Source organism: Microbispora sp. CL1-1 (genome assembly GCF_012034195.1).
Lineage (GTDB): Bacteria > Actinomycetota > Actinomycetes > Streptosporangiales > Streptosporangiaceae > Microbispora.
Window position 1 is genome coordinate 35,857 of sequence record NZ_JAATEK010000033.1, and the last position, 24,828, is coordinate 60,684.

At 72.3% G+C, this 24,828-nt stretch carries 23 protein-coding genes; 8 read left to right on the plus strand and 15 right to left on the minus strand.

The genetic code is table 11. The features are described from left to right. Positions 1-182 precede the first annotated feature (182 nt). Positions 183-1,262 (plus strand): ThiF family adenylyltransferase, encoded by a 1,080-nt coding sequence (locus HCK04_RS29770; protein WP_142650689.1) that lies wholly within the window; start codon positions 183-185, stop codon positions 1,260-1,262. A gap of 171 nt (positions 1,263-1,433) precedes the next feature. Continuing rightward, complete coding sequence (locus tag HCK04_RS29775) at positions 1,434-2,777, plus strand: AarF/ABC1/UbiB kinase family protein (RefSeq protein ID WP_142650690.1); 1,344 nt, start codon at positions 1,434-1,436, stop codon at positions 2,775-2,777. A gap of 10 nt (positions 2,778-2,787) precedes the next feature. Here HCK04_RS29775 and HCK04_RS29780 read toward each other — a convergent pair whose 3' ends face one another. From HCK04_RS29780 to HCK04_RS29805, 6 genes are all read right to left on the minus strand, one after another. After that, positions 2,788-3,186, minus strand: coding sequence for a hypothetical protein (locus tag HCK04_RS29780; RefSeq protein ID WP_142650691.1), 399 nt, complete (start codon positions 3,184-3,186; stop codon positions 2,788-2,790). Between the two features lie 255 nt (positions 3,187-3,441). After that, positions 3,442-3,624 carry a hypothetical protein gene (locus tag HCK04_RS29785; protein WP_142650692.1) on the minus strand — a complete coding sequence of 61 codons (183 nt, stop codon included), beginning with the start codon at positions 3,622-3,624 and terminating at the stop codon, positions 3,442-3,444. Positions 3,625-3,662: 38 nt separating this feature from the next. After that, positions 3,663-3,926 (minus strand): WhiB family transcriptional regulator, encoded by a 264-nt coding sequence (locus HCK04_RS29790; protein WP_079315495.1) that lies wholly within the window; start codon positions 3,924-3,926, stop codon positions 3,663-3,665. A gap of 123 nt (positions 3,927-4,049) precedes the next feature. Then, positions 4,050-4,340, minus strand: coding sequence for a hypothetical protein (locus HCK04_RS29795; protein ID WP_142650693.1), 291 nt, complete (start codon positions 4,338-4,340; stop codon positions 4,050-4,052). A gap of 112 nt (positions 4,341-4,452) precedes the next feature. Next, positions 4,453-5,349: an acyl-CoA thioesterase II gene (locus HCK04_RS29800; RefSeq protein ID WP_142650694.1), complete on the minus strand. Its 897-nt coding sequence runs from the start codon at positions 5,347-5,349 to the stop codon at positions 4,453-4,455. A 24-nt stretch (positions 5,350-5,373) separates the two neighbouring features. After that, complete coding sequence (locus HCK04_RS29805; RefSeq protein ID WP_277351560.1) at positions 5,374-7,428, minus strand: ATP-dependent DNA helicase UvrD2; 2,055 nt, start codon at positions 7,426-7,428, stop codon at positions 5,374-5,376. A 147-nt stretch (positions 7,429-7,575) separates the two neighbouring features. On the opposite strand from HCK04_RS29805, the gene HCK04_RS29810 reads away from it, so the two are divergent. Beyond that, positions 7,576-8,574: an alpha/beta hydrolase gene (locus tag HCK04_RS29810; protein WP_260617455.1), complete on the plus strand. Its 999-nt coding sequence runs from the start codon at positions 7,576-7,578 to the stop codon at positions 8,572-8,574. A 157-nt stretch (positions 8,575-8,731) separates the two neighbouring features. Here HCK04_RS29810 and HCK04_RS29815 read toward each other — a convergent pair whose 3' ends face one another. From HCK04_RS29815 to HCK04_RS29830, 4 genes are read right to left on the minus strand one after another with little or no spacing between them, the layout of a single operon-like run. Beyond that, positions 8,732-9,577 (minus strand): RNA polymerase sigma-70 factor, encoded by an 846-nt coding sequence (locus HCK04_RS29815; RefSeq protein WP_142650696.1) that lies wholly within the window; start codon positions 9,575-9,577, stop codon positions 8,732-8,734. Positions 9,578-9,619: 42 nt separating this feature from the next. Next, a complete protein-coding gene (locus tag HCK04_RS29820; protein ID WP_142650697.1) occupies positions 9,620-9,802 on the minus strand; it encodes a hypothetical protein in 183 nt (60 codons plus the stop codon). Beyond that, the gene (locus HCK04_RS29825; RefSeq protein ID WP_142650698.1) at positions 9,799-10,020 is read right to left on the minus strand and encodes a hypothetical protein; all 222 of its coding nucleotides are present in this window, start codon (positions 10,018-10,020) and stop codon (positions 9,799-9,801) included. The genes HCK04_RS29820 and HCK04_RS29825 overlap by 4 nt, the downstream gene beginning before the upstream one ends. A 47-nt stretch (positions 10,021-10,067) precedes the next feature. Next, positions 10,068-11,012 (minus strand): NAD(P)-dependent oxidoreductase, encoded by a 945-nt coding sequence (locus HCK04_RS29830; protein ID WP_142650699.1) that lies wholly within the window; start codon positions 11,010-11,012, stop codon positions 10,068-10,070. Between the two features lie 332 nt (positions 11,013-11,344). On the opposite strand from HCK04_RS29830, the gene HCK04_RS29835 reads away from it, so the two are divergent. After that, positions 11,345-11,584 (plus strand): mycoredoxin, encoded by a 240-nt coding sequence (locus HCK04_RS29835; protein ID WP_142620262.1) that lies wholly within the window; start codon positions 11,345-11,347, stop codon positions 11,582-11,584. Between the two features lies 1 nt (position 11,585). On the opposite strand, the gene nudC is transcribed toward HCK04_RS29835, so the two are convergent. Beyond that, the gene (nudC, locus tag HCK04_RS29840; protein ID WP_142650700.1) at positions 11,586-12,491 is read right to left on the minus strand and encodes an NAD(+) diphosphatase; all 906 of its coding nucleotides are present in this window, start codon (positions 12,489-12,491) and stop codon (positions 11,586-11,588) included. Between the two features lie 122 nt (positions 12,492-12,613). Here nudC and HCK04_RS29845 point away from each other — a divergent pair, with 122 nt between their 5' ends. From HCK04_RS29845 to HCK04_RS29860, 4 genes are read left to right on the plus strand one after another with little or no spacing between them, the layout of a single operon-like run. After that, on the plus strand, positions 12,614-13,795 hold the full coding sequence (locus tag HCK04_RS29845) for a siderophore biosynthesis protein (protein WP_142650701.1): 1,182 nt from the start codon (positions 12,614-12,616) through the stop codon (positions 13,793-13,795). Further along, entirely contained in the window at positions 13,780-15,390 is a 1,611-nt protein-coding gene (locus HCK04_RS29850) for an IucA/IucC family protein (protein ID WP_240971930.1), read from the plus strand. The genes HCK04_RS29845 and HCK04_RS29850 overlap by 16 nt, the downstream gene beginning before the upstream one ends. 3 nt (positions 15,391-15,393) lie before the next feature. Further along, a complete protein-coding gene (locus tag HCK04_RS29855; RefSeq protein WP_142650702.1) occupies positions 15,394-17,037 on the plus strand; it encodes an IucA/IucC family protein in 1,644 nt (547 codons plus the stop codon). Next, on the plus strand, positions 17,034-18,128 hold the full coding sequence (locus HCK04_RS29860; RefSeq protein ID WP_142650703.1) for a type III PLP-dependent enzyme: 1,095 nt from the start codon (positions 17,034-17,036) through the stop codon (positions 18,126-18,128). Before HCK04_RS29855 ends, HCK04_RS29860 begins: the two co-directional genes overlap by 4 nt. Before the next feature lie 2 nt (positions 18,129-18,130). Here the strand turns inward: HCK04_RS29860 and HCK04_RS29865 are convergent, their stop codons facing one another. From HCK04_RS29865 to HCK04_RS29880, 4 genes are all read right to left on the minus strand, one after another. Further along, entirely contained in the window at positions 18,131-19,888 is a 1,758-nt protein-coding gene (locus tag HCK04_RS29865) for a copper resistance protein CopC (protein ID WP_142650704.1), read from the minus strand. Next, positions 19,885-20,616 carry a YcnI family protein gene (locus HCK04_RS29870; protein ID WP_142650705.1) on the minus strand — a complete coding sequence of 244 codons (732 nt, stop codon included), beginning with the start codon at positions 20,614-20,616 and terminating at the stop codon, positions 19,885-19,887. Before HCK04_RS29870 ends, HCK04_RS29865 begins: the two co-directional genes overlap by 4 nt. Positions 20,617-20,713: 97 nt before the next feature. Then, positions 20,714-22,093 (minus strand): multicopper oxidase domain-containing protein, encoded by a 1,380-nt coding sequence (locus HCK04_RS29875; RefSeq protein WP_142650706.1) that lies wholly within the window; start codon positions 22,091-22,093, stop codon positions 20,714-20,716. A gap of 146 nt (positions 22,094-22,239) precedes the next feature. After that, on the minus strand, positions 22,240-24,399 hold the full coding sequence (locus HCK04_RS29880) for a hypothetical protein (RefSeq protein WP_205830870.1): 2,160 nt from the start codon (positions 24,397-24,399) through the stop codon (positions 22,240-22,242). Positions 24,400-24,828 lie beyond the last annotated feature (429 nt).

Below are 24,828 nucleotides of genomic sequence, written 5' to 3' on the forward strand. Positions count from 1 at the left end.
CGCGCCGAATTCCACAGGGGGTGGTACACGTTCTCCCTGGTCAATCGGGCGAACGTGACCTTGCGGGCGTGAAAACTACGGGGTTGCGGATATTCACCGACCACGATCACCCCGGTAATTATCCACAGCCACGCTGGTACCGGCGCCCGCGCCCACCCTGCATATGGCAAGGTCTGACGACTATGAGACCTCGACTCAAGCCGGTTTTGCGCCGGGTCGAACGGGACGGCCGCACGCTGCAGTTCGGCGTCCATCCGCTCCGGGCCGTCGTGCTGACCGGCGTCGAGCCGCCCGTGCGCCGCCTGATCGACGGCCTCGACGGCGCCCGCACCCTGCGGCAGGCGGTGGCGAGCAGCGGTCTCGACGAGGCGTCCGCCCTGGAGGTGGTCGCCCGGCTCGCCGCGCACGGCCTGATCGAGGACGCCGCGGCCCGGCCGGAGCCCCTCGCCGACCTGCCGCTCGCCGAGCGCGACCGCCTCCGCCCCGATCTGGACAGGCTGGCGCTGACCTCCACCGACGGCGGCATGAGCGCGATGTCGGCGCGCAGGGCGGCGCGGATCCGCGTGTACGGCGCGGGCCGGGTCGGCGCGCGGGTCGTCACGCTGCTCGCCGCGGCGGGAGTGGGCCACATCTGCGTGGTCGATCCGGGCACCGCGACCTGGGGCGACGTGGTTCCCGGCGGGCTCGGCCGCGCGGAGACGGGGACGACCCGCGAGGAGGCCGCCGTGCTCGCGGCCCGGCGGATCTCCCCCGCCGTCAACGCCTGGCCCGGACGGGCCGCCTCCCGGCTGTCCGACGGCGGGGTGCGCCCCGACCTGGTGATCCTCGCACCCGCCGACCCGCTCGACGCCACGCTGGTCCACGAGATCGTCGCCGAGGGGGTGCCTCACCTGCTGGTCTGCGCCTTCGAGGGACACGGCTCGGTGGGGCCCTTCGTCGTCCCCGGGCTCACCGCCTGCCTGCGCTGCCTCGATCTCGGCCGCCGCGACCGGGATCCGTCCTGGCCGCTCGTGGGCGCCCGGCTCGGGGGCTATCCGGCGGGCGAGATCGCCTGCGACGTGGTGCTGTCGTGCCTGGTCGCCGCGCAGGCGGCCGGTCAGGCTCTGGCCTATCTCGACGAGGGACGCGTGCCCGGCGGCCTGCTGGAGGTGTCGCCCGGGTGGCGCTGGCGGCACCGCGCCTGCGAGCCGCACCCCGACTGCGGCTGCGTCCCGGGCGACGCGACCGGCGCGGCGGCCGTGCCCCGCGCTCCCGCCGCGTGAACGGCCACAGGCCACGCCTCTCACCGGCGGATACTCCCGTCACGGCAGTCGCGGTGTGACCAATCTCATAGACGGCGTATTCCTCCGGGAGGCTCGCGCCGGCCGGAGCCCCGGTGCCCGCTCGATCGGAAATCGTGGTCGAAAGCACTCTTCATCGCCGACAATGGTCGTGTGAGTGACCTTCCCCACCGCGCCGTGACACGCTCGGCAAAGCTCGCGACACTCCCTCTCGGGTTCGCCGGCCGCACCGCGCTCGGACTGGGCAGGCGGCTCGGTGGCGCCTCCGCGGAGATCGTCGCCCAGGAGATCCAGAAGCGTACGGCCGACCAGGTCTTCAAGGTGCTCGGCGAGCTCAAGGGCGGGGCGATGAAGCTCGGCCAGGCACTTTCGATCTTCGAGGCGGCGCTGCCGCCCGAGATCGCCGGGCCGTACCGGGCGACGCTCACCCGGCTGCAGGACGCGGCGCCGCCGCTTCCTGCCGCCACCGTCCACCGGGTGCTGACCGAGCAGCTCGGCGACGACTGGCGGGAGAACTTCCTGGAGTTCGACGACCGGCCGAGCGCCGCGGCGTCGATCGGGCAGGTGCACCGCGCCGTGTGGCACGACGGCCGCCCGGTGGCCGTGAAGATCCAGTATCCGGGGGCGGGCAAGGCCCTGATCTCCGACTTCAACCAGCTCGCGCGGCTCGGCAAGCTCTTCGGCGCGCTGCTGCCCGGTCTCGACATCAAGCCCGTGCTGGCCGAGCTGAAGGAGCGGGTGGCCGAGGAGCTCGACTACCTGAAGGAGGCCGAGGCCCAGCAGGCGTTCGCCGAGGAGTTCCGCGACGACCCCGACTTCCACGTGCCCGCCGTGATCGCGGCCAACGAGCAGATCCTCGTCTCCGAATGGATGACGGGCACCCCGCTCTCCCGGATCATCGCCGACGGCACTCAGGAGGAGCGCAACCACGCCGGCCTGCTGTTCGTCCGCTTCCTGTTCTGCTCCCCGGCCCGGGTCGGGATGCTGCACGCCGACCCGCACCCCGGCAACTTCTGGCTGCTGGAGGACGGGCGGCTCGGCGTGCTGGACTTCGGGGCGGTCAACCGCATGCCCGACGGCTACCCCGTCGCCTTCGGCAGGCTCACCCGCATCTTCAACCAGGGCGACATGGAGACGGTCGTGCGCGGGCTGCGCGCGGAGGGGTTCATCCGCCCGCACATCGAGGTCGACGTCGACGCCCTGCGGGCCTTCCTCGCGCCGTACGTCGAGCCGACCCGGGTCGAGGAGTTCGCCTTCAGCAGGGAGTGGCTGCGGGAGCAGGCGGCGACCGTGGCCGACCTGCGGCCGAACAACGTGGTCCGCCAGCTCAACCTGCCCCCGTCGTACGTGCTGATCCACCGCGTGCACGCGGCCGGCGTCGGCGTGCTGTGCCAGCTCGGCGCCACCGCCCGCTTCCGCGACGAGGTGGTGCGCTGGGTGCCCGGCTTCGCCGACGAGACGGGCGAGTCCGAGGACAGCGCGCTCGCCCTGACCTGAGCGGGCGGCGTCATCGGCCGCCGCGGCTCTCGCTCGTCTGCAGGTTCTGGTTGATGACGCAGCGCTTGATCCCTCTCCTGCAGTTGCCGTTGAGGGTGTTGGTGAAGACGCTGACGCTCGACACCTGCTGGACGCCCGCGAACGTGACGGCGCTGTTGGCCGCGGGGGCGTTCACGTTGCGGCGGCCACCGGATATCTGCTTGGGCGGGCTGTTGATGGCGGGCGCGTTCGCGGTGTTGGTGCCCGTGGTGGCCTGGGTCGCTCCGTCGCCGTGGCCGTTGCCGTGACCGTGGCCGTGGCGCGCCACCCGCGCCGTCGCGGCGACCGGCGCGGCCTCGGCCTCCGGCATGACCGAACCCCACAGTCCGGCGACGAGCGCGGTGACGGCGAGCCGTCGCGCAACCGCCACGAGATCAAGCGCGCCTGACGTACGGTCGCCCATCCGAGTCCCACCCACCGCTCATGCACCACTTCGCCCGCCGCCCGTGACCATCCGGCCTGGGGCGGCGATCCGCCTCATACCCCGTGGTCCTCGCCCGCTCCCACGGCAGACGATCTTCTGTGCGTTCGGTGATCGCATCTTTACGAGCGACGAAGGCCCGGGCCGTTCGCCGGGCCCGGGCCTTCGTCATCGATTCACTTGTTCGGTCGCGTCAGGCTCGCGTCACATGCGCGCCAGCGCGGAGCTCAGCCGCCGGGACGCGCGCTCGGCCTGCCGGCGTGCCCTCTGCACGCTCCTGATCCGGCCGGCCAGCCGCTCCTCCGCAGCTTCGCGGTGGAGGGTTCGTATTCGCTCGTGCGCCAGTTCTTGGTGCAGATACAGGGAGGTGATCGGGGAGATGCTCATCTGGATCGGTTCCTTCCGGAAATTGCTGTGGTTGCTGGTCAGGCGGCGACAGGGGACTTACGCGGGCGCCCACGGGGACGCTTGCGGGGCACGACGACCCCCCGCAGGATGAGCTCCCCGCCCCAGACGCCCCACGGCTCCTCGCGCTCCAGCGCGCGGGCCAGGCAGGCCTTCTGGATCGGGCAGCCGCCGCAGAGCGCCTTGGCGAACTCCACGTCCTCGGGAGACTCGGCGAACCACAGGTCGGGGTCGGTACGACAGGGGATTTCGGCTTCGATCAGGTCCATGACCGGGGCCGCCATCTGCGTCACCTCTTTGAATGGTTTGGTCTGGTTTGTCCTCGTTGGGGGTGTGGATTCGTGGCCGACAAAACAAGAAGGCCGCGGATCCTGGGTGGGATCCGCGGCCCGGAGATGGAGACCTAGTCAGGGTATGACTGGTCCTCTCCAGGCATCGTGCGGACCCTGCGCACCTCCGCGAGCGGCGGTGCGGATCTGCTCATCGCCCATCGGCCGGTTCACATAGACCGGTCGCTGGACGGGGTTGCGGTGGTGGCTGGCCAGGCCGGCGAACGCGCCGAAGGCGGCCGAGCCCGCGGCTCCGGTCACCGGAGCCAGGGCAGCGGCGGCCTCGCCACGCCGCAGTTTCGGCATGACAATGGCGGCCGGGCATGCGGAGGCGAGCCACAGCGTGCGGGACGTCGTGATGTTCCTCACTGGACTCACCTCCATTTCAGTGCGATCTCGCCGGACCGAAGCGTCCGGCTGACTTGTCCAAGACCCTAAACCGCCGCGGCAGGGTGGGCAACCTATTTTCTACCTGCGATTTTCACGACTTCGTGACATCGGAGTGCAACGCCGGCGACACCCGGATGAGGCACTCCTGGACCACGGACACGGCCAGTTCCCCGGCCGCGGTGAACATCTGCCCGCGGGCGAGCCCGCGCGCCGCTCCCGACCACGGCGACTCCTGGGCGTACAGCAGCCATTCGTCGGCCCGGAAGGGCCGGTGGAACCACATCGCGTGGTCCAGCGACGCGCCGGACACCGCCGAGGACCCCCAGGCCAGGCCGTGGGCCAGCAGCACGGTGTCGACGAGCGTGAAGTCGCTGGCGTACGCCGCGAGCACGACGTGCAGCAGCGGGTCGTCGGGCAGGTCGGCGTCATACCGGAACCAGACGTTGTTCTCCGGGGTGACCAGGGTGGGGTCGTGGGCGGCCTCCCACGTCAGCGCGTTCACATAGCGCGCGTCCACCGGGCGCGGCTTGGCCAGCAGCTCGCGCCAGCCCGGCTCGTCGCCCACGACCTTCAGCATCCGCTCCTGGAAGGTCGGCAGCGTCTCGGGGTCCGGCACCTGCGGCATGCGCACGGCCTGGTGGCTCACGCCCGGCTCCTCGATGTGGAACGACGCCGACATCGAGAAGATCGCCTTGCCGTGCTGGATCGCCGTGATGCGCCGGGTGGTGAACGACCGCCCGTCGCGGACCCGCTCGACGTTGTAGACGATCGGGACGGCCGGGTCCCCCGGCCGGATGAAGTAGGCGTGCAGCGAGTGGACCATCCGGTCGGACGGCACCGTACGGCCGGCCGCGACGAGCGCCTGCGCCGCCACCTGGCCGCCGAAGACCCGCTGGATGCGCTCCTCCGGGCTGCGTCCCCGGAAGATGTCGAGCTCGATCGGTTCGAGGTCGAGCAGGTCCAGCAGCTCCTTCAGGGCCGAGTTCACGGCAGCCTCCAGCACACGCGGGTATTACTCGTCGGTAACAGTACCGGCGCCGCGGCAGAGCTCCAGGACCGCGTCGCCGTACCGCTCAAGTTTGACGCGTCCGATTCCGGCGATCGCGAGCAGGTCCTGCTCGGAGGCGGGCGCCCGCTCGGCGATGGCCTGGAGGGTGACGTCCGTGAAGACGACGTACGCGGGGACCTTCTGCTCCTTCGCCTCGGCCGAGCGCCACGCCTTCAGCCGTTCGAGCAGGGCCTCGTCGTAGTCCGCGGGGCAGGTCGCGCAGCGGCCCAGCTTCTGCTCGGCCGCCGCCGAGAGCGTCTTGCCGCAGATCCGGCAGTGCAGCGGCGCCGCCGAGCGCTTCGCCCGGCCGCCGGAGCCTCCCGGCCGCTCGGCCCTGGCCACGCTCGCCGTACGCGGGGACAGCCCGTCGAGGAAGCGCGACGGCCTGCGGGAGCGGCGGCCTCCCGGCGAGCGGGCGAGCGCCCACGACATGTGCAGGTGCTCGCGGGCCCGGGTGATCCCGACGTACAGCAGCCGCCGCTCCTCCTCGATCTGGTCCGGCGTCTCCGCGTAGACGATCGGGACCATGCCGTCGGTGAGGCCGACGAGGAAGACCGCGTCCCACTCCAGGCCCTTGGCGGCGTGCAGGGAGGCGAGCGTCACGCCCTCGACCGGCGGCGCGTGCTGCTCCATGGCCCTGCGCTCCAGCTCGCCGACGAACCTGGGCAGGTCGGTGCCCTCGGCCGCCATGTCCTCGGCGAGGTCGGCGAGCGCCTTGAGCGACTCCCACTTCTCCCTGGCCTTGCCGCCGCCGGGCGGCTCGGCGGTCAGCCCGATGCCCGACAGGATCGCGTGCACGGCGGGCGCGAGCGGCTCGTCGGCCGACGACCGGGCCGCGCCGCGCAGCAGCACCACGGCCTGGCGCACCTCGGGGCGCTCGAAGAACCGCTCCGCCCCGCGCAGCAGGTAGGGCACCCCTGCGTCGGTGAACGCCTGCTCGTACGCCTCCGACTGGGCGTTGACCCGGAACAGCACCGCGATCTCGCGGGTGGGCACGCCGTCGGCCATCAGCTTCTTGACCGTGAGCGCGACGCCGAGCGCCTCGGCCTGCTCGTCGTCATATTCGGTGAAGACCGGCTCGGGACCGTCGGGCCGCTGGGCGACCAGTTCCAGCCGGTGGGGCGAGCGCGCCATGACGCGGTTGGCCAGCGTCACCACCTGCGGGGTCGAGCGGTAGTCGCGCACCAGCCTGATCACGGCCGCCGAGGGGTGCTCGACGGCGAAGTTGGTCAGATAGTGGGGCGTCGCGCCGGTGAACGAGTAGATCGTCTGGTTGGGGTCGCCCACCACGCACACGTCGTCGCGCCCACCGAGCCAGGTGTCGAGCAGCAGCTTCTGCAGCGGGTTGACGTCCTGGAACTCGTCGACCACGAAATAGCGGTACTGCTGGCGGATCTGCGCGGCGACCTCGCGGTGCTCGGTCATCACGGCCGCCGTGAGCTCCAGGATCGTCTCGAAGTCGATCAGGTTGCGCTGGCGGCGCAGGCTCTCGTACCCCTCGTACAGCCGGGCCACCTCCTCGGGCGCGATCGGCGGCGTGCGCCGGGCCTTGGCCGCGGCGGCGGGGTAGTCCTCCGGGCCGACCTGGGTGACCTTCGCCCACTCGATCTCGCTCGCCACGTCGCGCAGCTCGCCGCGGTCGGGGTTCCTGCGCAGGCGCCTGGCCGCCTCCACGAGCAGCGGCAGCTTCGACTCGACCACCTGCGGCGGGTCGCCGCCGATCACGCGCGGCCAGAAGTAGCTGAGCTGGCGCAGGGCCGCCGCGTGGAACGTGCGGGCCTGCACGCCGGCCGCACCGAGGCCGCGCAGCCGCTGCTTGAGCTCGGCCGCCGCGCGGGTCGTGAAGGTCACGGCGAGCACGCCCTGCGGCTCGACGACCCCGGTGTGCACGGCGTACGCGATGCGGTGCGTGATGGCGCGGGTCTTGCCGGTCCCCGCGCCGGCGAGCACGCACACCGGTCCGCGCACCGCCTGGGCGACCTCGCGCTGCTCGGGATCCAGACCGTCGAGGACGTCCAAGGAGGAGCTCCCAACATGCGTTGCGGACGTTGTTACTGGCATCATCCTTCCAGCAGCCGGCCGAGCATGTCCCGGGGACCGGTCGGCGCACGCCGCTACATCGGGGAGGAACACACCGTGGCCACCGCGGTCCGAACTGCTTTAGGCGTGGGCGCCGCAGCCCTCGCCACCCTCGCCCTGGCCTCGCCGGACGCCCAGGCGGCCACCCCGGCGGGCTCCCCCGCCCATCGCCCCTCCGCTTCCCCCAACCCCTCCGCGACGCATTCCGCCGGGTCCACCACCCGGCCCACCGCCGGGCCTTACGCCTCGCCCTCCGCGAGCCCGTCGCCCTCGCCGTCCCCGTCGGCCTCGCCCTCGTCGGCGCCCACGCCGCCGGACGTGCGGATCCGCACCTACGCGTACGGCTCGCACGCGCGCCAGACCATGGACGTGTGGTGGCACACCGCCGGGCCGCGGCGCCCGGCGGTTTTCGTCATCCACGGCGGCTGGTGGTCCGGTGGCGACAAGAAGTACATGAAGTCGATCAGCCGCAGCTACTCCCAGCTCGGCTACACGGTCGTGAACCTCGACTATCGGCTGTCGGGCGACGCGGCCTGGCCGGCGCAGCGCACCGACGTGCTGACCGCCGTCAACGCCGTGCGCAGGCACGCGGCGATGTTCAACACCGACCCCGGCCGCTATGTCCTGGTCGGGTTCTCCGCGGGCGGCCATCTGGCCGCCGCCGTCGGCGCGTACGGCGACGGCCGGCCGGGCCTGCGCGGCGTCGTCGGGATCTCCCCGCCCGTCTCGCCGCTGTCGGCGTTCGCGGACGGCAGCGCGTTCGGCACCAAGGAGCAGCAGAAGCTGCGCAAGGCGGCGATCAAGCTGGCCGGCGGCTGCACGCCCGCCAAGTGCCCGAGCGTGTGGTCGAGCATGGAGGTGCCGTTCCACGCCTCGCCCGGCGACCCGCCGATGCTCGCCTTCCACTCCGCCGAGGAGTTCGTCCCGCCCTACCAGAGCGAGATGCTCAAGGAGGCGCTGGCCAGTGTGGGTGTGCGGATGACCGTCAAGACCATGGCCGGCACCCAGCACAGCTCCCCGCTCTACCGGGAGCCGGGGGTCGCCGAGACCGTCCAGAACTGGATCGTCGCCCGGCTGGGGCACTAGCCCCGTTTTCCGTGCATGGGGGTGGTTGAGGTCTGGCGCGGCTGGTTGATCACCGCCGGTCGGCACGACCTCGCCCTCCCCACGTACCGCGCGGAGGACCCGCCCTGAGTGGCGGGTCCTCGCGAGCGGCCGCAGAGCCCCCTGGATGCTCGTCCTGTCAGATGTGGATGAGCTTGTCGGGGTTGAGGACGCCGTAGATGGCGTGGATGCGTCCGTCGCGGACGTCGAAGGCGACGAGCTGCCGCTGCCCGCCGATCACGGTCCAGACGGCCGGTTCGCCGTTGGCCTGGGTCAGGCGGGCCTCCTCGATCGGGTACCGGGACATCAGGCCGGCCACGAACGCCACGACGTTGTCCCGTCCGAGGACCGGGCGCAGGGCGGCACGGACCTTGCCCCCGCCGTCGTTGTAGGCGACCGCGTCCTTGGCCAGCAGCTCGGCCAGGGCGGCCAGGTCGCCGTCCTGCGCCGCGGCCAGGAACCGCGTGAGCAGTTCGGCGTGCTCGGACCGCGCGGGGGCGGCGAACCGCCCGGAATCCCGGCTCAGATACCGCACCGCCCGGTGGTGCCACTGCCGGCAGGTCGGCACGGAGGCGTCGAGAATCTCGGCGATCCGGTCATAGGGCACGTCGAATGCCTCGCGCAGCACGAAGACCGCCCGTTCCGGCGGTGACAGCCGCTCCATCATGTGGAGCGTCGCGTACGAGAGGGTGTCGCGCAGCTCGGCGGTCTCCAGCGGGCCGAACGCCCGGCCGTCGACCGGCTCGGGCAGCCACGGCCCGATGTATGCCTCGCGCGCCACTCGCGCCGAGCGCAACTGGTCGAGCGCCAGACGGGTCACCACCGTCACCAGGAACGAGCGCGGCTCACGGACCTGCGACCGATCGGTGTTCGTCCAGCGCAGGTAGGTCTCCTGCACCACGTCCTCGGCGTCCCACATGCTGCCCAGCAACCGGTACCCCAGGCCGAGGAGGAGCTGCCGGTGCTCCTCAAAGGTCTCGTCCACTGTGCGCTCCCTGCCCGCCGGCGGCGGCCCGCCGATCGACGTTCACTTCGCCGTGTCCCTTCCGGCGGCGAACCGGCCGGCGACCCAGTCGAGGATGTCCGGCATGGCGCCGTCGTCGATGCCGACGGTCTGTCCGGGGTAGGTATCGTGCTCCAGGCCGGGGTAGGTGCGGTAGTCCACCGCGCACCCGGTTCGGCGAAGCGCCCGGGCGACCTCGTCCGTCATCCACGCGGGGATGACGGTGTCAGCCTGGCCCTGCAGCAGGGCAGCGGGTTCGGCGGGTCGTAGAAGGCGGTGCGGGGCAGGGCGTCGGCGCGCTGCTGCGCCCAGGCGGCCTCGCACCAGTCGTCGCAGATCACATCGGCCCGTACGGGGGCCGTGGCCGGGGTCAACGACGCACCGGCGGTCACGACGACGAGCATCGCTTTCAGCAGAGCCTTCATCAGATCTGTCCTCAGAATCGATGGCTACGCGAGAACCGGTTCGCGGCTCATGCGGCCTGAGCCGGCGCGTCGCGCAGCTCGGCCGCGAATCCCTCGGACACCGAGGAGTAACGGGGACGCCAGTCCAGGTGCAGCCGGGCCCGGGTGTTGGCGGCGCCGCGCAGCAGGTTCATGAACGCCACCCCCCAGCTCCCGACCGCCAGCCGGGCCAGCGCGGCAGGCGCCCTCTTCGGCGCCGGGGCGCGAAGGAGGGCGGCCAGCTCCGGCAGCCATCGGCGCAGCGGCTCCGGCCGGTCGTCGACGATGTTCAGCACGCCGTTGACGTCGGGCTTGTCCAGCGCGGCCGCGACGGCGGTCGCGACGTCGTCGGCGTGCGTGAAGGAGAAGACCGCGTTCCCGCCACCGACCAGCGGCACCTTCCCCGCCCGCGCCTGCCGGAGGAAGGATCCGCCGGGGGCGTAGATCGAGCCGGGCCCGTACAGGTGGCCCAGCCGCAGCACCAGCCCGCCCGCCTGCGTGGTCAGGCGCTCCAGCTCGGCCAGCGCGTCCAGCACGGGCACGAACTGTCCGGGCGTGCCGGTCCGCCACAGCGGGGCGTCCTCGTCGGCCATGCCCTCGCCCGGCTGATAGGCGTAGGCCAGGCCCTGACTGATGATCCGCGCTCCGCGGGCGGCCTCGATGAGGTTCCGGGTGCCCTCGGTGCGCAGCCGGTTGGTCAGCGCGAAATCGCGCGCCAGATGCCGGGGATCGATCTCGGCCGGAATCGCGGTGAGCATGTTCACCACCGCGTCGGGCGCCGCCTTCCCGACCGCGCGGCGCACCCCGTCCCGGTCCAGCGCGTCGGCGACCACCACCCGGGCACCCGCCGCCTCCAGCTTGGCCGTGCCGCTCCCCGGCCGGGCCAGCCCCAGCACTTCGTGCCCCACCGCGGTCAGCAGCGGAACCATCCGCTCACCGATCACCCCAGTGGCCCCCGCGACGAGAACTCGCATGATCACTCCTTGGTCCGCCCCGGCGTTCTGGCCGGGATCCGCCGTTCACGGCAACCAGACGAGCCGGCCCGCCCCCGCGTGACAATCACGGCAGTGATCCACGTCACAATCCGGCACCGATGGACGATCCCGGCCGTCCGCGGACGCTTCCAGTGCGGCTCGCTCACCTATGCCGCCTGCGCCCCGACCGCCGTGCGCCTCTGCCATCCGGCCCTCAGAGGCCGCGCGGAGCCGAGATCAAAAGGGGGTGGACGCGGCGGGAACATGCGGCGCACTCGCGATGTTGCCATGACTGCTCTCGGCAACAGTGATGCGCACGGAAGGGACGACAGATGGCGCTGACGGTTTACACCACGAGCTGGTGCGGCCCCTGCAAGCGGCTGAAGAGCCAGCTCACCCGGGAGGGCATCGTCTTCAGCGAGGTGGACATCGAGCAGCACCCGGACGCCGCGGACTTCGTCGCGAGCGTGAACAACGGCAACCAGGTCGTCCCCACCGTGGTCGCGGACTGCCACACCATGACCAACCCCTCGGTCGCCGAGGTGAAGCGGCACCTCGAAGGCGCCTGCTGACTCACCACTCGGTGTCGGGGATCGGCTCCCCATACCAGGTCTCGATCAGCCGCCGGGCGATCGAGACCTGGCCGGGCAGCACCAGGTCGCCCGAGCGCACCTGTGCCTCCAGCTCCTCCCGGGACAGCCAGCGCGCCTCGGCGATCTCCTCCAGATCGGGACGCAGCTCGGTGGTGACGGCGCGGGCGAAGAAGCCCAGCATCAGGCTGCGCGGGAACGGCCAGGGCTGGCTGCCGAGATAACGCGGCGCGGTGACGGCGACGCCCACCTCCTCCAGGACCTCGCGGACCACCGCGTGCTCCAGCGACTCCCCCGGCTCCACGAACCCGGCGAGCACCGACATCCGGCCCTGCGGCCACTGCGGGCCGCGCGCGAGCAGGATGCGGTCCTCGTCGTCGTGCACCAGCATGATCACCGCGGGGTCGACGCGCGGGAAGTGCTGGCTGCCGTCCCGCGGGCACACCCGCATGTGGCCCGACGCGGTGACGTCCGTACGGCTGCCGCACCGCGGGCAGTATTCGTGGCTCGCGTGCCACGCCTCCAGCGCCACCGCGTAGACGAGCAGCCCGGCGTCGCGGTCGTCCAGCAGCACCGCGGCCTCTCGCAGGCCCGCCGCGTCGCCCTCCGGCAGCGGCGCGTTGACGGCGAAGTAGGGCACGCCGTCCTCGTCCACGCCCAGCAGATAGCGGGTGCCCTCCGGCGCCTCGGCCGGCGAGGTGAGCACCAGGGCCGCGCCGTCGGTGAAGCGGCGGAGCAGGGTGCGGCCGTCGTGGACGAGGAGAACCCGCGTCTTCTCGGCCTCCCACGCCCGCCGCAGCCATTCCTCGTCGCCCCGCAGGGCCGCCGATCGGTCGATGGCGCTGCGCGCCAGGAGCAGGGGTCCGAGCAGTCCGTCCGCGATTTCCACGCCGTCATCCTTCCACTGCCGCCGCTCCGGCAATCTCCCCGCCCTTTCCCGTTCGCCGGTCAAATGATCGTGCTCCCGGCTAGGATGCGGTCACTTAGGTTAGCCTTACCTATGGAGGGCCGGTGCGGCTGTACCTCACCACGCTCAACCCGACCGATTCGGTGACCGGCGGGTTCCTCCCCGCCGCGGCCGCGCTGGGCTGGGACGTGACGATACTCACCGACCAGCCTGATCGGTATCCGGGCCACGACGTCGTGGCGGCGGACGTCCGCGACTTCCGGGCCGTGATCGACGCGGTGGCCGCCCACCACCGGCCCGACGTGATCTTCTCCAACTCCGACCATCTCCAGGCCGCGACCGCGCTCGCCGCCGAGTATTTCGGCCTGCCCGGCAAGGACTGGCGGGCCTGCGTCACCGCCAAGAACAAGGCGCTCACCCGCCGCGCCCTCGCCGCCGTCGAACCGGTCAGGTCCGTACGGATCCCTCCCGGCGCGGACCCGGCGGAGGGCCTGCCGGACGGCCTGCCGTACCCGGTGGTGGTCAAGCCCGCGCAGGGCGTGGCCAGCGAGGACGTCGTGCTGGTGGACGGGCCCGACGCGCTGGCCGCGGCCGTCGCGGCGGCGCGGGAGCGGCGGCCGGGGGAGGTCGTGGTCGCGGAGGAGTTCCTCGACGGGCCGGTGCGCACACTGGAGACGCTCGGCGACGACGAGACCCGGCGCGTGCTGGGCGGGTTCGCCACCACGCTGGGCCCGCTGCCGCACTTCGTGGAGGAGCGCCTCGACTGGCGGCCCCCCGACACCGGCCACCTCGCCCATCTCGGCGCGGCGCTCGACGCGGCCGGGATCGGCTTCGGCGTGTGCCACACCGAATATGCCGTCACCCGCGACGGCCCCCGCGTCATCGAGATCAACTATCGGCTGATCGGCGACAACTGCGACTTCCTGCTCGCGGACCTGCTCGGCGTGCCGCTGCACGAGTGGATCCTGCGCGTCCACGCGGGCGAACCGGTGTCCTCCTTCGACCTCGACTGCCTGCGCGCGGCGTACGGAGCGGCGTACGGGTCCGTGGTGAGCCTCGTGGCCGAGCACTCCGGCACGGTCACCGGCGCGCCGCCGGACCTGTCCATGGAGAAGGACGGTGTGCGGCTCCGGCACCGGGCGCTGCGCGAGATCGGCGATCACGTCGAGGTGACGGGGACGAACCGCGACTACCTCGGCCTGCTCCGCGCCGTCGGCCCGGACCACGCGAGCGTCGACGCCGCGATCGGCGCGTTCAGGAAGGAGCACCCTTGGGTGCTCGCATGATCCCGGCGGCACGCGACCAGGCCACCGAGCGCGAGCGCTACCTGGCCGCGCGGGTGCTGAACGCCCTGCTGCGGGAGGACTACGCCGGGATCTCCGCCAGGGTCACCCACGACAAGGACGGGGTCGCGATCGTCCTCGCCTCGGGACGGCGGGTGGGGCTCGCCCCGGGCAGTCCGTTCCAGGACTTCGCCACGGCCCCGCACGAGCGCCTGCGCCTGGCGGAGGTGCTGGAGACGCTGGAGGCCGTCGCCCACCCCGCCGACGCCGAGGGGGTCGCCGCCTTCGAGCGGGAGTGCCACGACGCGCTCGCGGCCCTGGAGGCCCACCACCGGACGCGCGGCGAGGTGGCCCGGCGGCTGCGCGGGCGTCGCGGCCTCATCCGCTACGAGTCGCTGGCCGCGACCGTGGACCACCCGCTCTATCCGACGGCCCGCGCCCGCCTCGGGATCTCCCCCGCCGGCCTGGCGGCGTACGCGCCCGAGTTCGCCCCGGAGTTCGCGATGCGGTGGGCGGCCGTGCCGCGCGAGGGGGTGACCCTCTCGCGGCCCGATCTCCCCCGCTGGTGGCCCGCGCCACGTGACGTGGGGCTGGCGCCCGATCTGGCCCGCACGCACGTGCTCCTCCCCGTCCATCCGCTGACGGAGCCGCTGGTGGCCGGGCTTGCCGGGCTCGTGACCGCGCGCGAGGCTCACCTGGTCGTACGGCCGACCCTGTCGACCCGTACGGTCGAGGTGGCCGAGCGCGTGCATCTCAAGGTGCCGCTCCCGGCCAGCACGCTGGGCCTGCGCAACCGCCGGTCGATCAAACCCGGCACCCTGCGCGACGGCGCGCTGGCCGAGACGCTGCTGCGCGCGATCCTCGCCCGCGAACCCGGTCTGCGCGTCACGCTCGCGGACGAGCAGACCTACGGGCACGCCGGGCACGAATACCTGGGCTGGCTCGTCCGCTACCTGCCCGAAGGGGAGATCGTGCCGGTCGCCGCCCTGCTCGCGCCCCTGCCTGACGACGGGCGGCTCGTCCTGCACGAGGTGGCCGGGCGTCACTACGGCGGCGACGCGGAGGCGTTGCTGCGCGACTACCTCACGGCACTGCTGGAGTGGAACGTCACGCTGTTCGTCCGATATGGCGTCGCGCTGGAGGCCCACCAGCAGAACCTCGCGCTGGTGTTCGGCGACGGGCCCATGCGGCTGCTGGTCAAGGACAACGACGGGCTGCTCGCCTCGCCCCGGCGGCTGCACGCGGCGGGGATCGAGCCGCCCGGCTTCGGCGACGAGCGCATGCTGGCCGACGACCCGTACGCGCTCGCCGACGTCTTCGTGACGATCACCCTGCACCTGGCCGCCACGGCCGTGGCCCACGGCGCGCTGCCCGGGTCCGCCGCCCCGCTCGTCGCACGGGCGCTGACGGCGGCGCTGGAGCCGTACGGGGACGACCCGATGGCCCGGCTGCTGCGGGCGCGCACGCTGGAGGCCGCCCGCCTCACCGGCAAGTCGATGGTCGTCGCCGGGACGCTCGTGGCCAAGGACCGCACCGGGGCCAGGGACGTCAACAAGTTCTACGGCACGACCGGTCCCAACTACCTGAGGGGTGCCTGACCCGTGGACGGCCTGCTCCTCGACAATCACACCCGCGATCCGCACGCCGCCCTGGCCGAGGAGGCGGCGCTCGGGGCGCTGCTGCGCTGCTGGCTGCGCGAGGTCGCCATCCCCGGTGGGCACGTGCGCGCCGCGGGGCCCCACCTCACGCTCCGCGTGGCGGGGACGCCGGTGCGCGTCCGCGTCCACGGCGGCATCGCGCTGCGCTTCGACGGCCCGCCCGAGCACCTCGCGGAGGGGCGCTGGCGGCCCCTCGGCCTGTCGCCGCTCGTCGCGCTGGTGGAGCAGGAACTGGACGGGGGCCTGGACGGGGGCAACGAGGAGTTCGCCACCCAGGTGCGGGCCGGGCGGGAGGCGGTCGCCGCGATCCTGGCCGCCCGCGCGCGGGCCGTACCGCCCGCCGACCCGTGGCTCGCCTCCGAGCAGGCCCTCGTGGCCGGGCACCCGTTCCATCCCGCGCCCAAGGCGCGCTCGGGCGACGACTGGCCGGACTACGCGCCCGAGACGCACGCGCGGTTCGCGCCGCGGCTGCTCGGGGTGCGCGCCGACCTGGTGGCCCAGGAGGGCGACACGGCGGCGCTCGACACATTCGGGAACGCGCCGGACGGATATGTCCCGCTGCCCGCCCATCCCTGGCAGCTCGGCCTGCTGGCCGCCGAGCTGCGCGGGCCGTTCGCGGACGGGCGGCTGGTCGACCTCGGGCCCGGCCCCCGCGCGGTCGTGCCCACGTCGTCGGTCCGGACCGTGTACGACCCCGGCACGGGCATGTGCCTGAAGTTCAGCCTCGACGTGCGGATCACCAACTGCGTGCGGAAGAACGCCTGGTATGAGCTGCGCGGCGCGGTCGAGCTGACCCGGCGGCTCGCTCCCGTCTTCGAGCGGCTGGCCCGGCGCTTCCCCGGCACGCGGTGGCTGCCCGAGCCCGGCTATCGATCGGCCGCGCTCGGCACCCGGCTGCTGGAAGGGCTCGGGGTGATCGTCCGCACCGGTCCGTGGGTGGTCTGCGGGCCGGGCACCACGCCGGTGCTCGCGGGCGCCCTGGCCGCCGGCGCGGACGGGGTGCCCGAGGCCGTCCTGGCCCGCCGTACGGCCGATCCTGTGGCGTGGTGGGGGGCGTACGTCGAGCGCGTGGCGTTCCCGGTGCTCGACGCCTTCTTCCGGCACGGGGTCGTGCTCGAAGCGCACGTGCAGAACGTGCTCGTCGGGTTCGACGCCGCTGGATGGCCCGTCGAGGCGGTCTTCCGCGACCTGGAGGGCACCAAGCTGGTCACCGGACGGCACGACCTGACCGGCGTGCCGGGCGGTGTGGCCGCCCCTTTGTCGTACGACGCCGCGCGGGGCTGGAACCGGGTCGCCTACTGCCTGTTCGTCAACCACCTGGCGGAAGTCGCCGCGACGACGGCGGGCACGGCCGACGGCGTCCTGCGCGCGTTGTGGGCGGTCGCCCGGGAGTCCCTGGAGCGCTACGTCGCGGACCACGCGGCGGGTCTCGACGCGCTCGCGCCGCTGACCCGGGTGCTGGCCGGGGCGCCGCTGCCGGCCAAGGCCAACCTGGGCGTGCGCTGGGCGAGGGCGGCCGACCGGGCCGCCGGATATGTCCCCGTCCCGAACCCGCTCCGCGTGGACGCGGAAGGAGAGCGCCGATGAGCATCGAGGTGCCGGCGGGCGTGCGGAAGGTCGCCGAGTCGCTGGACGACGTCCCCGCCTACGTCTACGACCTGGCCGGGCTCGACCGTCACGCGGCCGCCGTACGGGCCGCACTGGCGGACACGGAGATCTGCTACGCCGTCAAGGCCAATCCCGACCCCGAGGTGCTGCGGGTGCTCGCGCCGCACATGGACGGCTTCGAGGTCTCATCCGGGGGCGAGTTCGCGCACGTCAGAGCGGTGCTGCCGGAGGTGCCGCTGAGCTTCGGCGGGCCGGGCAAGACCGGCGCGGAGCTGGCCCTCGCCCCCTCTGCCCACCGCTGGCACGTCGAGAGCCCGGCCGAGCTGCGCCGGCTGCGCGAACCGGCCGACGTGCTGCTGCGGGTCAACCTCGACGTGCCCGTCACCGGCGCGGCGCTCGCCATGGGCGGCGGCGCCACGCCGTTCGGCATGGACCCCGGCGGGGTCGCCGAGTGCCTGACCCTGCTCGGGTCCTCACCGGTGCGGCTGCGCGGCATCCACGCCCACCTCGCGAGCGGCCTGGCCGCCCCTGACCTGCTCGCGCTCGCCGAGGCCGTCCTGGCGTACGGCAGGAGCCTCGGGCTGCGCGAGTTCAACCTGGGCGGCGGCATGGCCGTCTCCTACACCCGCCCGGAGGAGCTGTTCGACTGGGCGGCGTACGGCGCGGGCCTGCGGGCGCTGGCCCGGCCGGGCGAGACGCTGCGCGTGGAGCCGGGGCGCGCCCTGACGGCCTACTGCGGTTGGTATCTCACGACCGTGCTCGACGTGAAGCGCGTGCACGGGGAGCGCTTCGCCGTCCTGTCCGGCGGCACCCACCACCTGCGGACGCCGGTCACGAAGGGCCACGACCAGCCTTTCGTGGTGCTGCCGAGGGGTGAGGACGGCGAGGACGGCCCGGTGACCCTGGTGGGGCGGCTCTGCACCCCCAAGGACGTCTTCGCCCGCCGCGTCACCGCCTCGCTCGCCGCCGGCGACGTCGTCGCCTTCGCCATGGCCGGCGCGTACGCCTGGAACATCTCCCACCACGACTTCCTCATGCACCCGAAGCCGGCGTTCCACTACCTGAGCTGACTTCACGCGCTCACGTCGACCACGACGCGAACCGTGGCCTGGTCCGTCTCCGTGGTGCGGACCGTGAGAACGGCCTGCCAGCGACCCGGGAACGGCAGGTTCATCTGGCCGATGTAGTGCCCGCCGGCGCCCTGGAGCTCCACCGGGATCGGCCCGAGGTCCCGGCCTGTGAGGGTCATGGCCGCGTGCACCTCCGGCACGTTGAGCGGCGCGCCGTTCGGGCCGAGCACCGACAGGTGCAGCTGCGCCGGCCCCACCTTCGGTGGAAACACCTCGAGCAGCACCGCACCACGCGCGGCGGGGCCGGAGCCGGCCGAGAACGGCACGGGTTCGGGCACGACCGGCACCGGCGCCGCCGTATTCGCGGGCGCCGCCGTCGAGCGGCGCCCGGCGTACGCCGAGCGGGCCGGCTCCATGGCGACCAGCGCGGCGGACAGGCCGAGCACGACGGCGCCCACCGCCGTCTCGGCCAGCAACCGCCGGTAGAACGCGTAGAGCTGGTAGGGGTCGGGGCCGCCACGACGCCGGTTGCCGCCCGTGCCGTAGTGGCGGGCGACCCATCCGCGGGCGGCGGCGCCGAACGCGACCAGCACGACCACGAGGGCGACCTTCGCCAGCAGAACCCGGCCGTACGCGGTGGCGAACAGCGTCGGCAGCGACCCGACCTGCCGCCATGCCTGGAACAGACCGGTGGCGGCCATGACCGCCACGCACACCAGCGCCGTGTGCGAGAACCGGGGCACCGCCACGCGCAGGGTCACGGCGTCGCGGGCCGGCACGTGCGTCATGGCGAGCGCGACGAGACCCCCGAGCCAGACCGAGCCGGCGACGAGGTGCACGACGTCGACCGGCACGGCGAACCCGCGGGCCTGGCCCGTCACGCTGTGGTTCGCGAGGCTCCAGGTCGTGGCGAGCGCCGCGGCGGCCGCGAGCACCGCCGCCGCGGCCGTCCACCGCGTGCGGCGGTCCGGCGCGTCCGGGTAGCGGTTCAGCAGCCAGACGAGCGCGGGCGCCGCGGCGAGCAGCAGAGCGACGCGAATCCCGAGGGCACGGCCCAGGCCGGTGGCCCACGTCGTGGACAGCAGCCGCGGGTCGAAGACGCCCGCCAGGTCGCCGTCGGCCACGTACGGCCCGTACAACAGGCCGGAGGCGATCGCGGCGGCCAGGCCGGCGCCCCAGCCGGCCCACAACGCCCGCCGGGCCGGCCGTCGCCGCGCACCGGCCGGCCAGCACCACGCCAGGTAGAAGGCGGTGCCGACCAGCACGGCGAACCCTGCGAACGCGGCCCACCGGGCGGCGCCGTACGCGGTCGCGACATCGCCGTGACGATCGTCCGGGGGCGTGACGCCGGCCGGCCGGCTGCCCGGCGTACCGACGGTGAACGTGTAGGCGCCCTGCACCGGGTGGCTGTCGGAGGACACCACCCGCCACGAGACGGTGTAGACGCCGTCGGCGAGTTTCCCGTTCAGCGGGGCCTCCACCGACGTGGCGTCGCCCGCGCGGTGGGCCGGTGCGCCGATGCCGATGCGGGCGCCGTCCGGGCCGAACAGCCGCACGCCGTCCGGCGGCACGGTCACCGGGTCGGTGAACTGCAGCAGCAGCGTCCGAGGGGAGTCCTGGTAGATCTGGCCGTTGGCCGGCGCGGCGTCGATCAGTTCCGCGTGCGCCCAGGCAGGGCTCGCCACCATGAGGGACACGGCGGTGGCTAACCCTGCGAGGAGGACGGCGAGCACCGCGCCGCGCGTCCTGGTGCGGGTCATGGCGAGAGCCGCGCGGCGGTGTCCGCCTCCGCGAGCGGCGCGGAGGCCGGCGCCGGGGCGCGCCGGCGCAGCCCGGTCGCGGCCGCCGTCAGCAGCGCGAGCGCGCCGAGCGCGAGGCCGGCCCAGCCGAGCAGGCGAGCGACGCCGTCGTCGGTGGGGGTGGCCGCGGCGGGCGCGGTGGCCTGCGGCGCGTCCGGCGGCTTGACGTAGATCACCGGCGCCGGGTGTTCGGGCTGTGGAGCGCCGGCCTCCGGGATGTCGATCCAGCGGACGACCTCACCGTTGCTGTAGGTCTGCAGCGCCTTGAACACGAGCTCGCCGGGCGTGGTGGGCAGCGGGCCGAGGGACACCTCGAAGACCTGGTACTCGCCGGGCTTGATGGCGCCGCCCTCCCACACGATGCCCGTGACGGCCTTGTCGGCGGCCTCGTCCTCGGACCCGGCGGACGCGGCGTTCGGCAGTTGCCGGGTGGCGACAGTGGCCTTCCAGCCGGGGACGGGGCGCACGGAGACGCTGGAGAGCTGGGCGTTCTCCGGGAAGACGACCTCGACGCGGGTCGTGTTCGCGTCCGCGCGCTCGTCGGGCACCTTGAACGCGAACGTGCCGCGGCCGCCGGTGGTGGCGACCGAGGGGGAAACGGTGACGTGGGCGAACGCCGGCAAGGTGGGGGCGAGCAGGACGGCGACGCCGGCGACGAGCGTCGCGGCGACGGCGCGGATGGGCTTCATGCGCGGGCTCCTTGCGCGTATCGGTATGTGGAGCCCGTGCCGGCCAGGTGCTGTCACGACTGACCGGCACGGGTTCGGAGGCAGGTTCAGCCGGTGACTACGCCGTTACATTGACGATCGTCACGAGGCCGATCATGCCGTTGGGTCCCTCGGAGTGGGAGAAGATGTGGCAGTGCAGCAACCACTTACCGGGCTCTTTGGGCTGGAACACGATGTCGTACGTCTGTCCGACGCCGACGTTGAGCGTGTCCACGGTGTACGGTGACGCGAGCTTGTTGCCGTCTTGGGCCACGACCTGGAACGCCGCGCCGTGCAGGTGGATCGGGTGGATCATCTCGGGGCCCGCGCCGATCAGCCGGATGTGGACCTTCTGGTTGACCGCCGCCGCCAGCGGCGCGGTCGCCGGGTACGACTTGCCGTTGAAGGTGAACCCGTTGGAACCGTCGCCGATCTGGATGGTGTAGTGCTTGTCGGCGGCGATGTCGCCCAGCGTCGGGGTCACCAGGAGCGCGCCGTAGAGGCCCCGGCCGACCTGGCCGCCGCCCATGTGCGAGTGGTACCAGTGCGTGCCGGTCGACTTGGCGGTCCACTCGTACGTGTAGGTCTCGCCGGGCAGGATGTGCGGCTGGGTGATGTCCGGCACGCCGTCCTGCGCGTTCGGCAGCACCATGCCGTGCCAGTGCACCGCCGTGTGCTCCGGCAGGTCGTTCTGCACGATGACCCGCACCTTGTCGCCCTCGTTGACCTTGATGGTGGGGCCGGGCACCATGCCGTTGAACGTGTACGCCAGCTTCACCACCCCGGGCGAGACCTCCCAGTCGGTCTGCGACATGCACAGCTTGAACACCTTGACGGAGCCGACCACCTCGTAGGCGGCCAGCCGGGTGCCGTCACCCTGGTCGGCGCCGAGGACCGGGTCGTCGCAGGGCGCGGAGCCGGGCGTCGGCGTCGTCGGGGTGACGCTCGGGCTCGGGCTCACGCCCGGGCTGACACCCGGCGACGGGCTGCCGCTGGGCGAACGGCTCGGGCTCGGCGACGGGCTCGCGCTCGGCGAGCGGGACGGCGACGGCGATGCCGTTCCGGCGTTGATGATGCCGGTCATGTACGGGTGGAAACTGCAGTAGTAGTTGTACGAGCCTGCGGCGACGATGGTGACCGTGAAGGTCGCCCCGGGCGGCAGGTCCGGGGACGTGAAGTCGCCGCGGATGGCGTGGACGGTACCGTCCGTCTCCTGGTTGACGAACGTGACCGTGTCGCCGGGTGCCAGCGTGAGCACGTCCGGCGTGAACGCGAAGTTCTTGATCGCGATCGTGTGGTTCGCCGCTTGCGCGGCCTTCGGCGCGAACAGTGTCGTGCCGGAGACCAGGATCGAGAGCGCGATCACGCCGATCAGCATCAGCCGGCGTAACGGTGGCGAGGCGTTGGAGAGTGCGCGCCGGAGGGCCGCGAAGGGCTCCGGTGCGGTCGTATCAGACATGGGTGTACTTCCTCGTCTACTGTGGAATGCACGCGCGCACGCGTCGAGGGCCGAATGGACCGGCGTGGGTGGTGCGCGATGGGGGCCCCGGTCAGGGGGAGGGACCGTCCGCTTCACGGTCCCTCCCCCGCAGTGCGGGCCCGCGGTTACTCGCAGACCCCCGGGTTGATGGGGTTGAGCTGGTTACACGTGAGCTGGTTCGCCATCTCCGGCGTGGCGTTCTGCACCCAGCCGTTGTAGACGATCGGGTAGGGGAGGACGCCCTGCCCGCCCATGCCGTTGTAGGCGGTCACGACGTCATCCGTGGCGGTGCCCGCGGCCGAGTCGAGAACCATCCTGCCGACGATCGTGGCGTCGGCGGGGTCGCCGTCGCCGTTGGGGTCGGTGTCGATCACGGCGAGACTGTTGGCGAACTTGCTCGACGCGTAGGCGTAGTAGCCGCCGCCGCGCTTGGCGCCGAAGTTGATGCCGTGACAGCCGGAGTCGCACGGCAGGTACTTGACCACCTTGTCGGTCTTGGTGTCGATGACGGCGATGTTGCTCGTGAGCGTGTTCGCCACGAGCACCACGTTGCCGTCAGGGCTGACCGGGATCTGGATCGGCAGGCCGCCGAAGCTCCCGTTCGTCGCCCCGGTCACCATGTCGTAGTTCGCCCACAGGTCGATGGCCTTGTAGCCGACGTTCGTGCCGCTGTCGCTGTGGCACGCCGGCCCGTCCAACGAGACGCAGGAGACGCTCTGGCCGAGGAAGTTGGCCACGTAGTACTTCGAGGCGTCCGGCATCATGCCGGTCGCGATGGGCAGCTGCTCGGTCTGCGCCTCCTGGATCGAGCCCGACGGCACGTCGACGATCGTCGAGTTGTTGTGGTTGACGTTCGGCGTGACCATGGTGTGCCCGTCGGCGCTCATCCAGTGCGCGTGCGGGTGAGCCGGTGTCTGGCCGGGACCCTGCACCAGGATGCGCCTGTCGATCTGCGTGGCACCCGGACTCAGTTCGACCACCGCGTTGCCGGCGTTGATGGCGACGTGGAGCTGGTCGGTGTCGGGCCGGGTCATCACATGGGATGGGTCCGGGCCGACCTGGATAGTTCGCACGAGCTTACCCGTGGTCCGGTCGAACACGGTCAGACGGTCGGAGAACCATTCCGTCTGATAGATGTACTTTCCGTCGCGGTCCGACCACATGTTGTGCGGATTGTTGAGGTTGATCTGTGGTAGCGCCACCTTCCGGGTCACGGTCCAGTTCTGCACGTCGACCCTGGTCGCCGCGCCGGACTTGGCCTTGCCGGCGTATTTCTCCATCTGGGTGTCGACCCAGAGCTCGCCGACGCCGGGCACGCTCGGCCGCTGGGTCAGCGCGGGCAGCGTGACGCCCTCGTTGAACTTGCTGTTGTAGTACGCGTCGAGGCTCGGAATGAGCACCGGCTGCTCGTTCGCGTCATACTGCAGGATCGGCGCGGGCGGGTAGTAGGGGTTCCAGTTCTTGGTCTGCGTGTTGCTGTAGACCTGCCAGTTGTCGGGTGTGGTGATCCGGAAGAACTTCTGCACGAGCTCCTGCACCACGTCGGCCGAGCTGGGCACGACGATTCCGCCCTTGACGTTGACGTTGAGCTTCTTGCCGAAGTCCAGGCCGGGCGTGAGCGGGTCGTCCACGACCACAGCGCCGAGCATGTACGGGTGGATCTTGCAGACCCACGCGTACAGGCCCGGTTCGGTCAGGCCGGCCTCGGCGTTGCCGATGAACGCGCTGTTCTGGTCGATCGGCTGCGCGCCGACCGGCCAGATCAGGCTGGTCACCGAGTGGGCCGAGGCGGCCGCCGGTGCCGCCACCGTGAACTTCGCCTTCGGCGCGAGGCTCAGGTCCGCGGGCGCCAGCGCGGCGACCTCGTTGAGCGTGCGCATCAGGTCGAGCCCCACGGGCAGGCTGCTGAGCGGGACGGCGCTGCTGTCCGACGCCGTCAACAGCTGCTGGCCGAGCTGGTTGATCTGCGTCTTGGCGCGCTGGATCGTTGGGTTCAGGAATCCGAGCAGGCCGCCCGCCGCGTCGACCGCCGAGTTGAGCTGGTCGAGGTTGAGCAGGCTGTTAACGTTCACACCGAGGCTGCCGATCAGCGGTGCGTCGCCGTTGAGCAACGGCAGGTTGAGCAGGCCGCCGCCGAGATCGCCGTTGAGCAGCGTGTCGACGCTCAGCGGCAGCGACGCGAGCTTGGTCCGCGGCGTCACGGCGAGGCCGAGCGACCGCGTGCCGAACAGCGTCGCACCGGTGTCGAACCACGCACCCTGGTTATCGGTGAGCGTGAATTGCACCGGCGTTCCTACACCGATCGGAAGCGCCTGGGATGGGGAAGGGCTGACCCCGATTGTTACCAGAACCAGGATGGGGGTCAGCAGCCAAGCCAATCGTCGTCTGATGGCCCGGCGTCGGGCGGCGAGAATGCCGCGTGGGGGAGAATTCATGCACTCCTCCTGAAGTGGGGTGAGATCGATGACGCCAGCCGGATGTTTCACGCGCGACTAGGCGCAGTTAACTCGCAGTGAACCGGCGCTCACGCGCAACACGGTTACGAACTCCTCAACATGGTGCGGCGGGGCCTGTGAATCGGGCTGGTTTCAGGACCAAAATCAGGTCGAGCCGACCGGCGCGGATTTGCGGCCCCCAGGCGGCCGATGGACAAATACAAACGGCCGACGGCGGACGCTACCACCCCGGAACAAGCCGCATAACATGGCCAAACG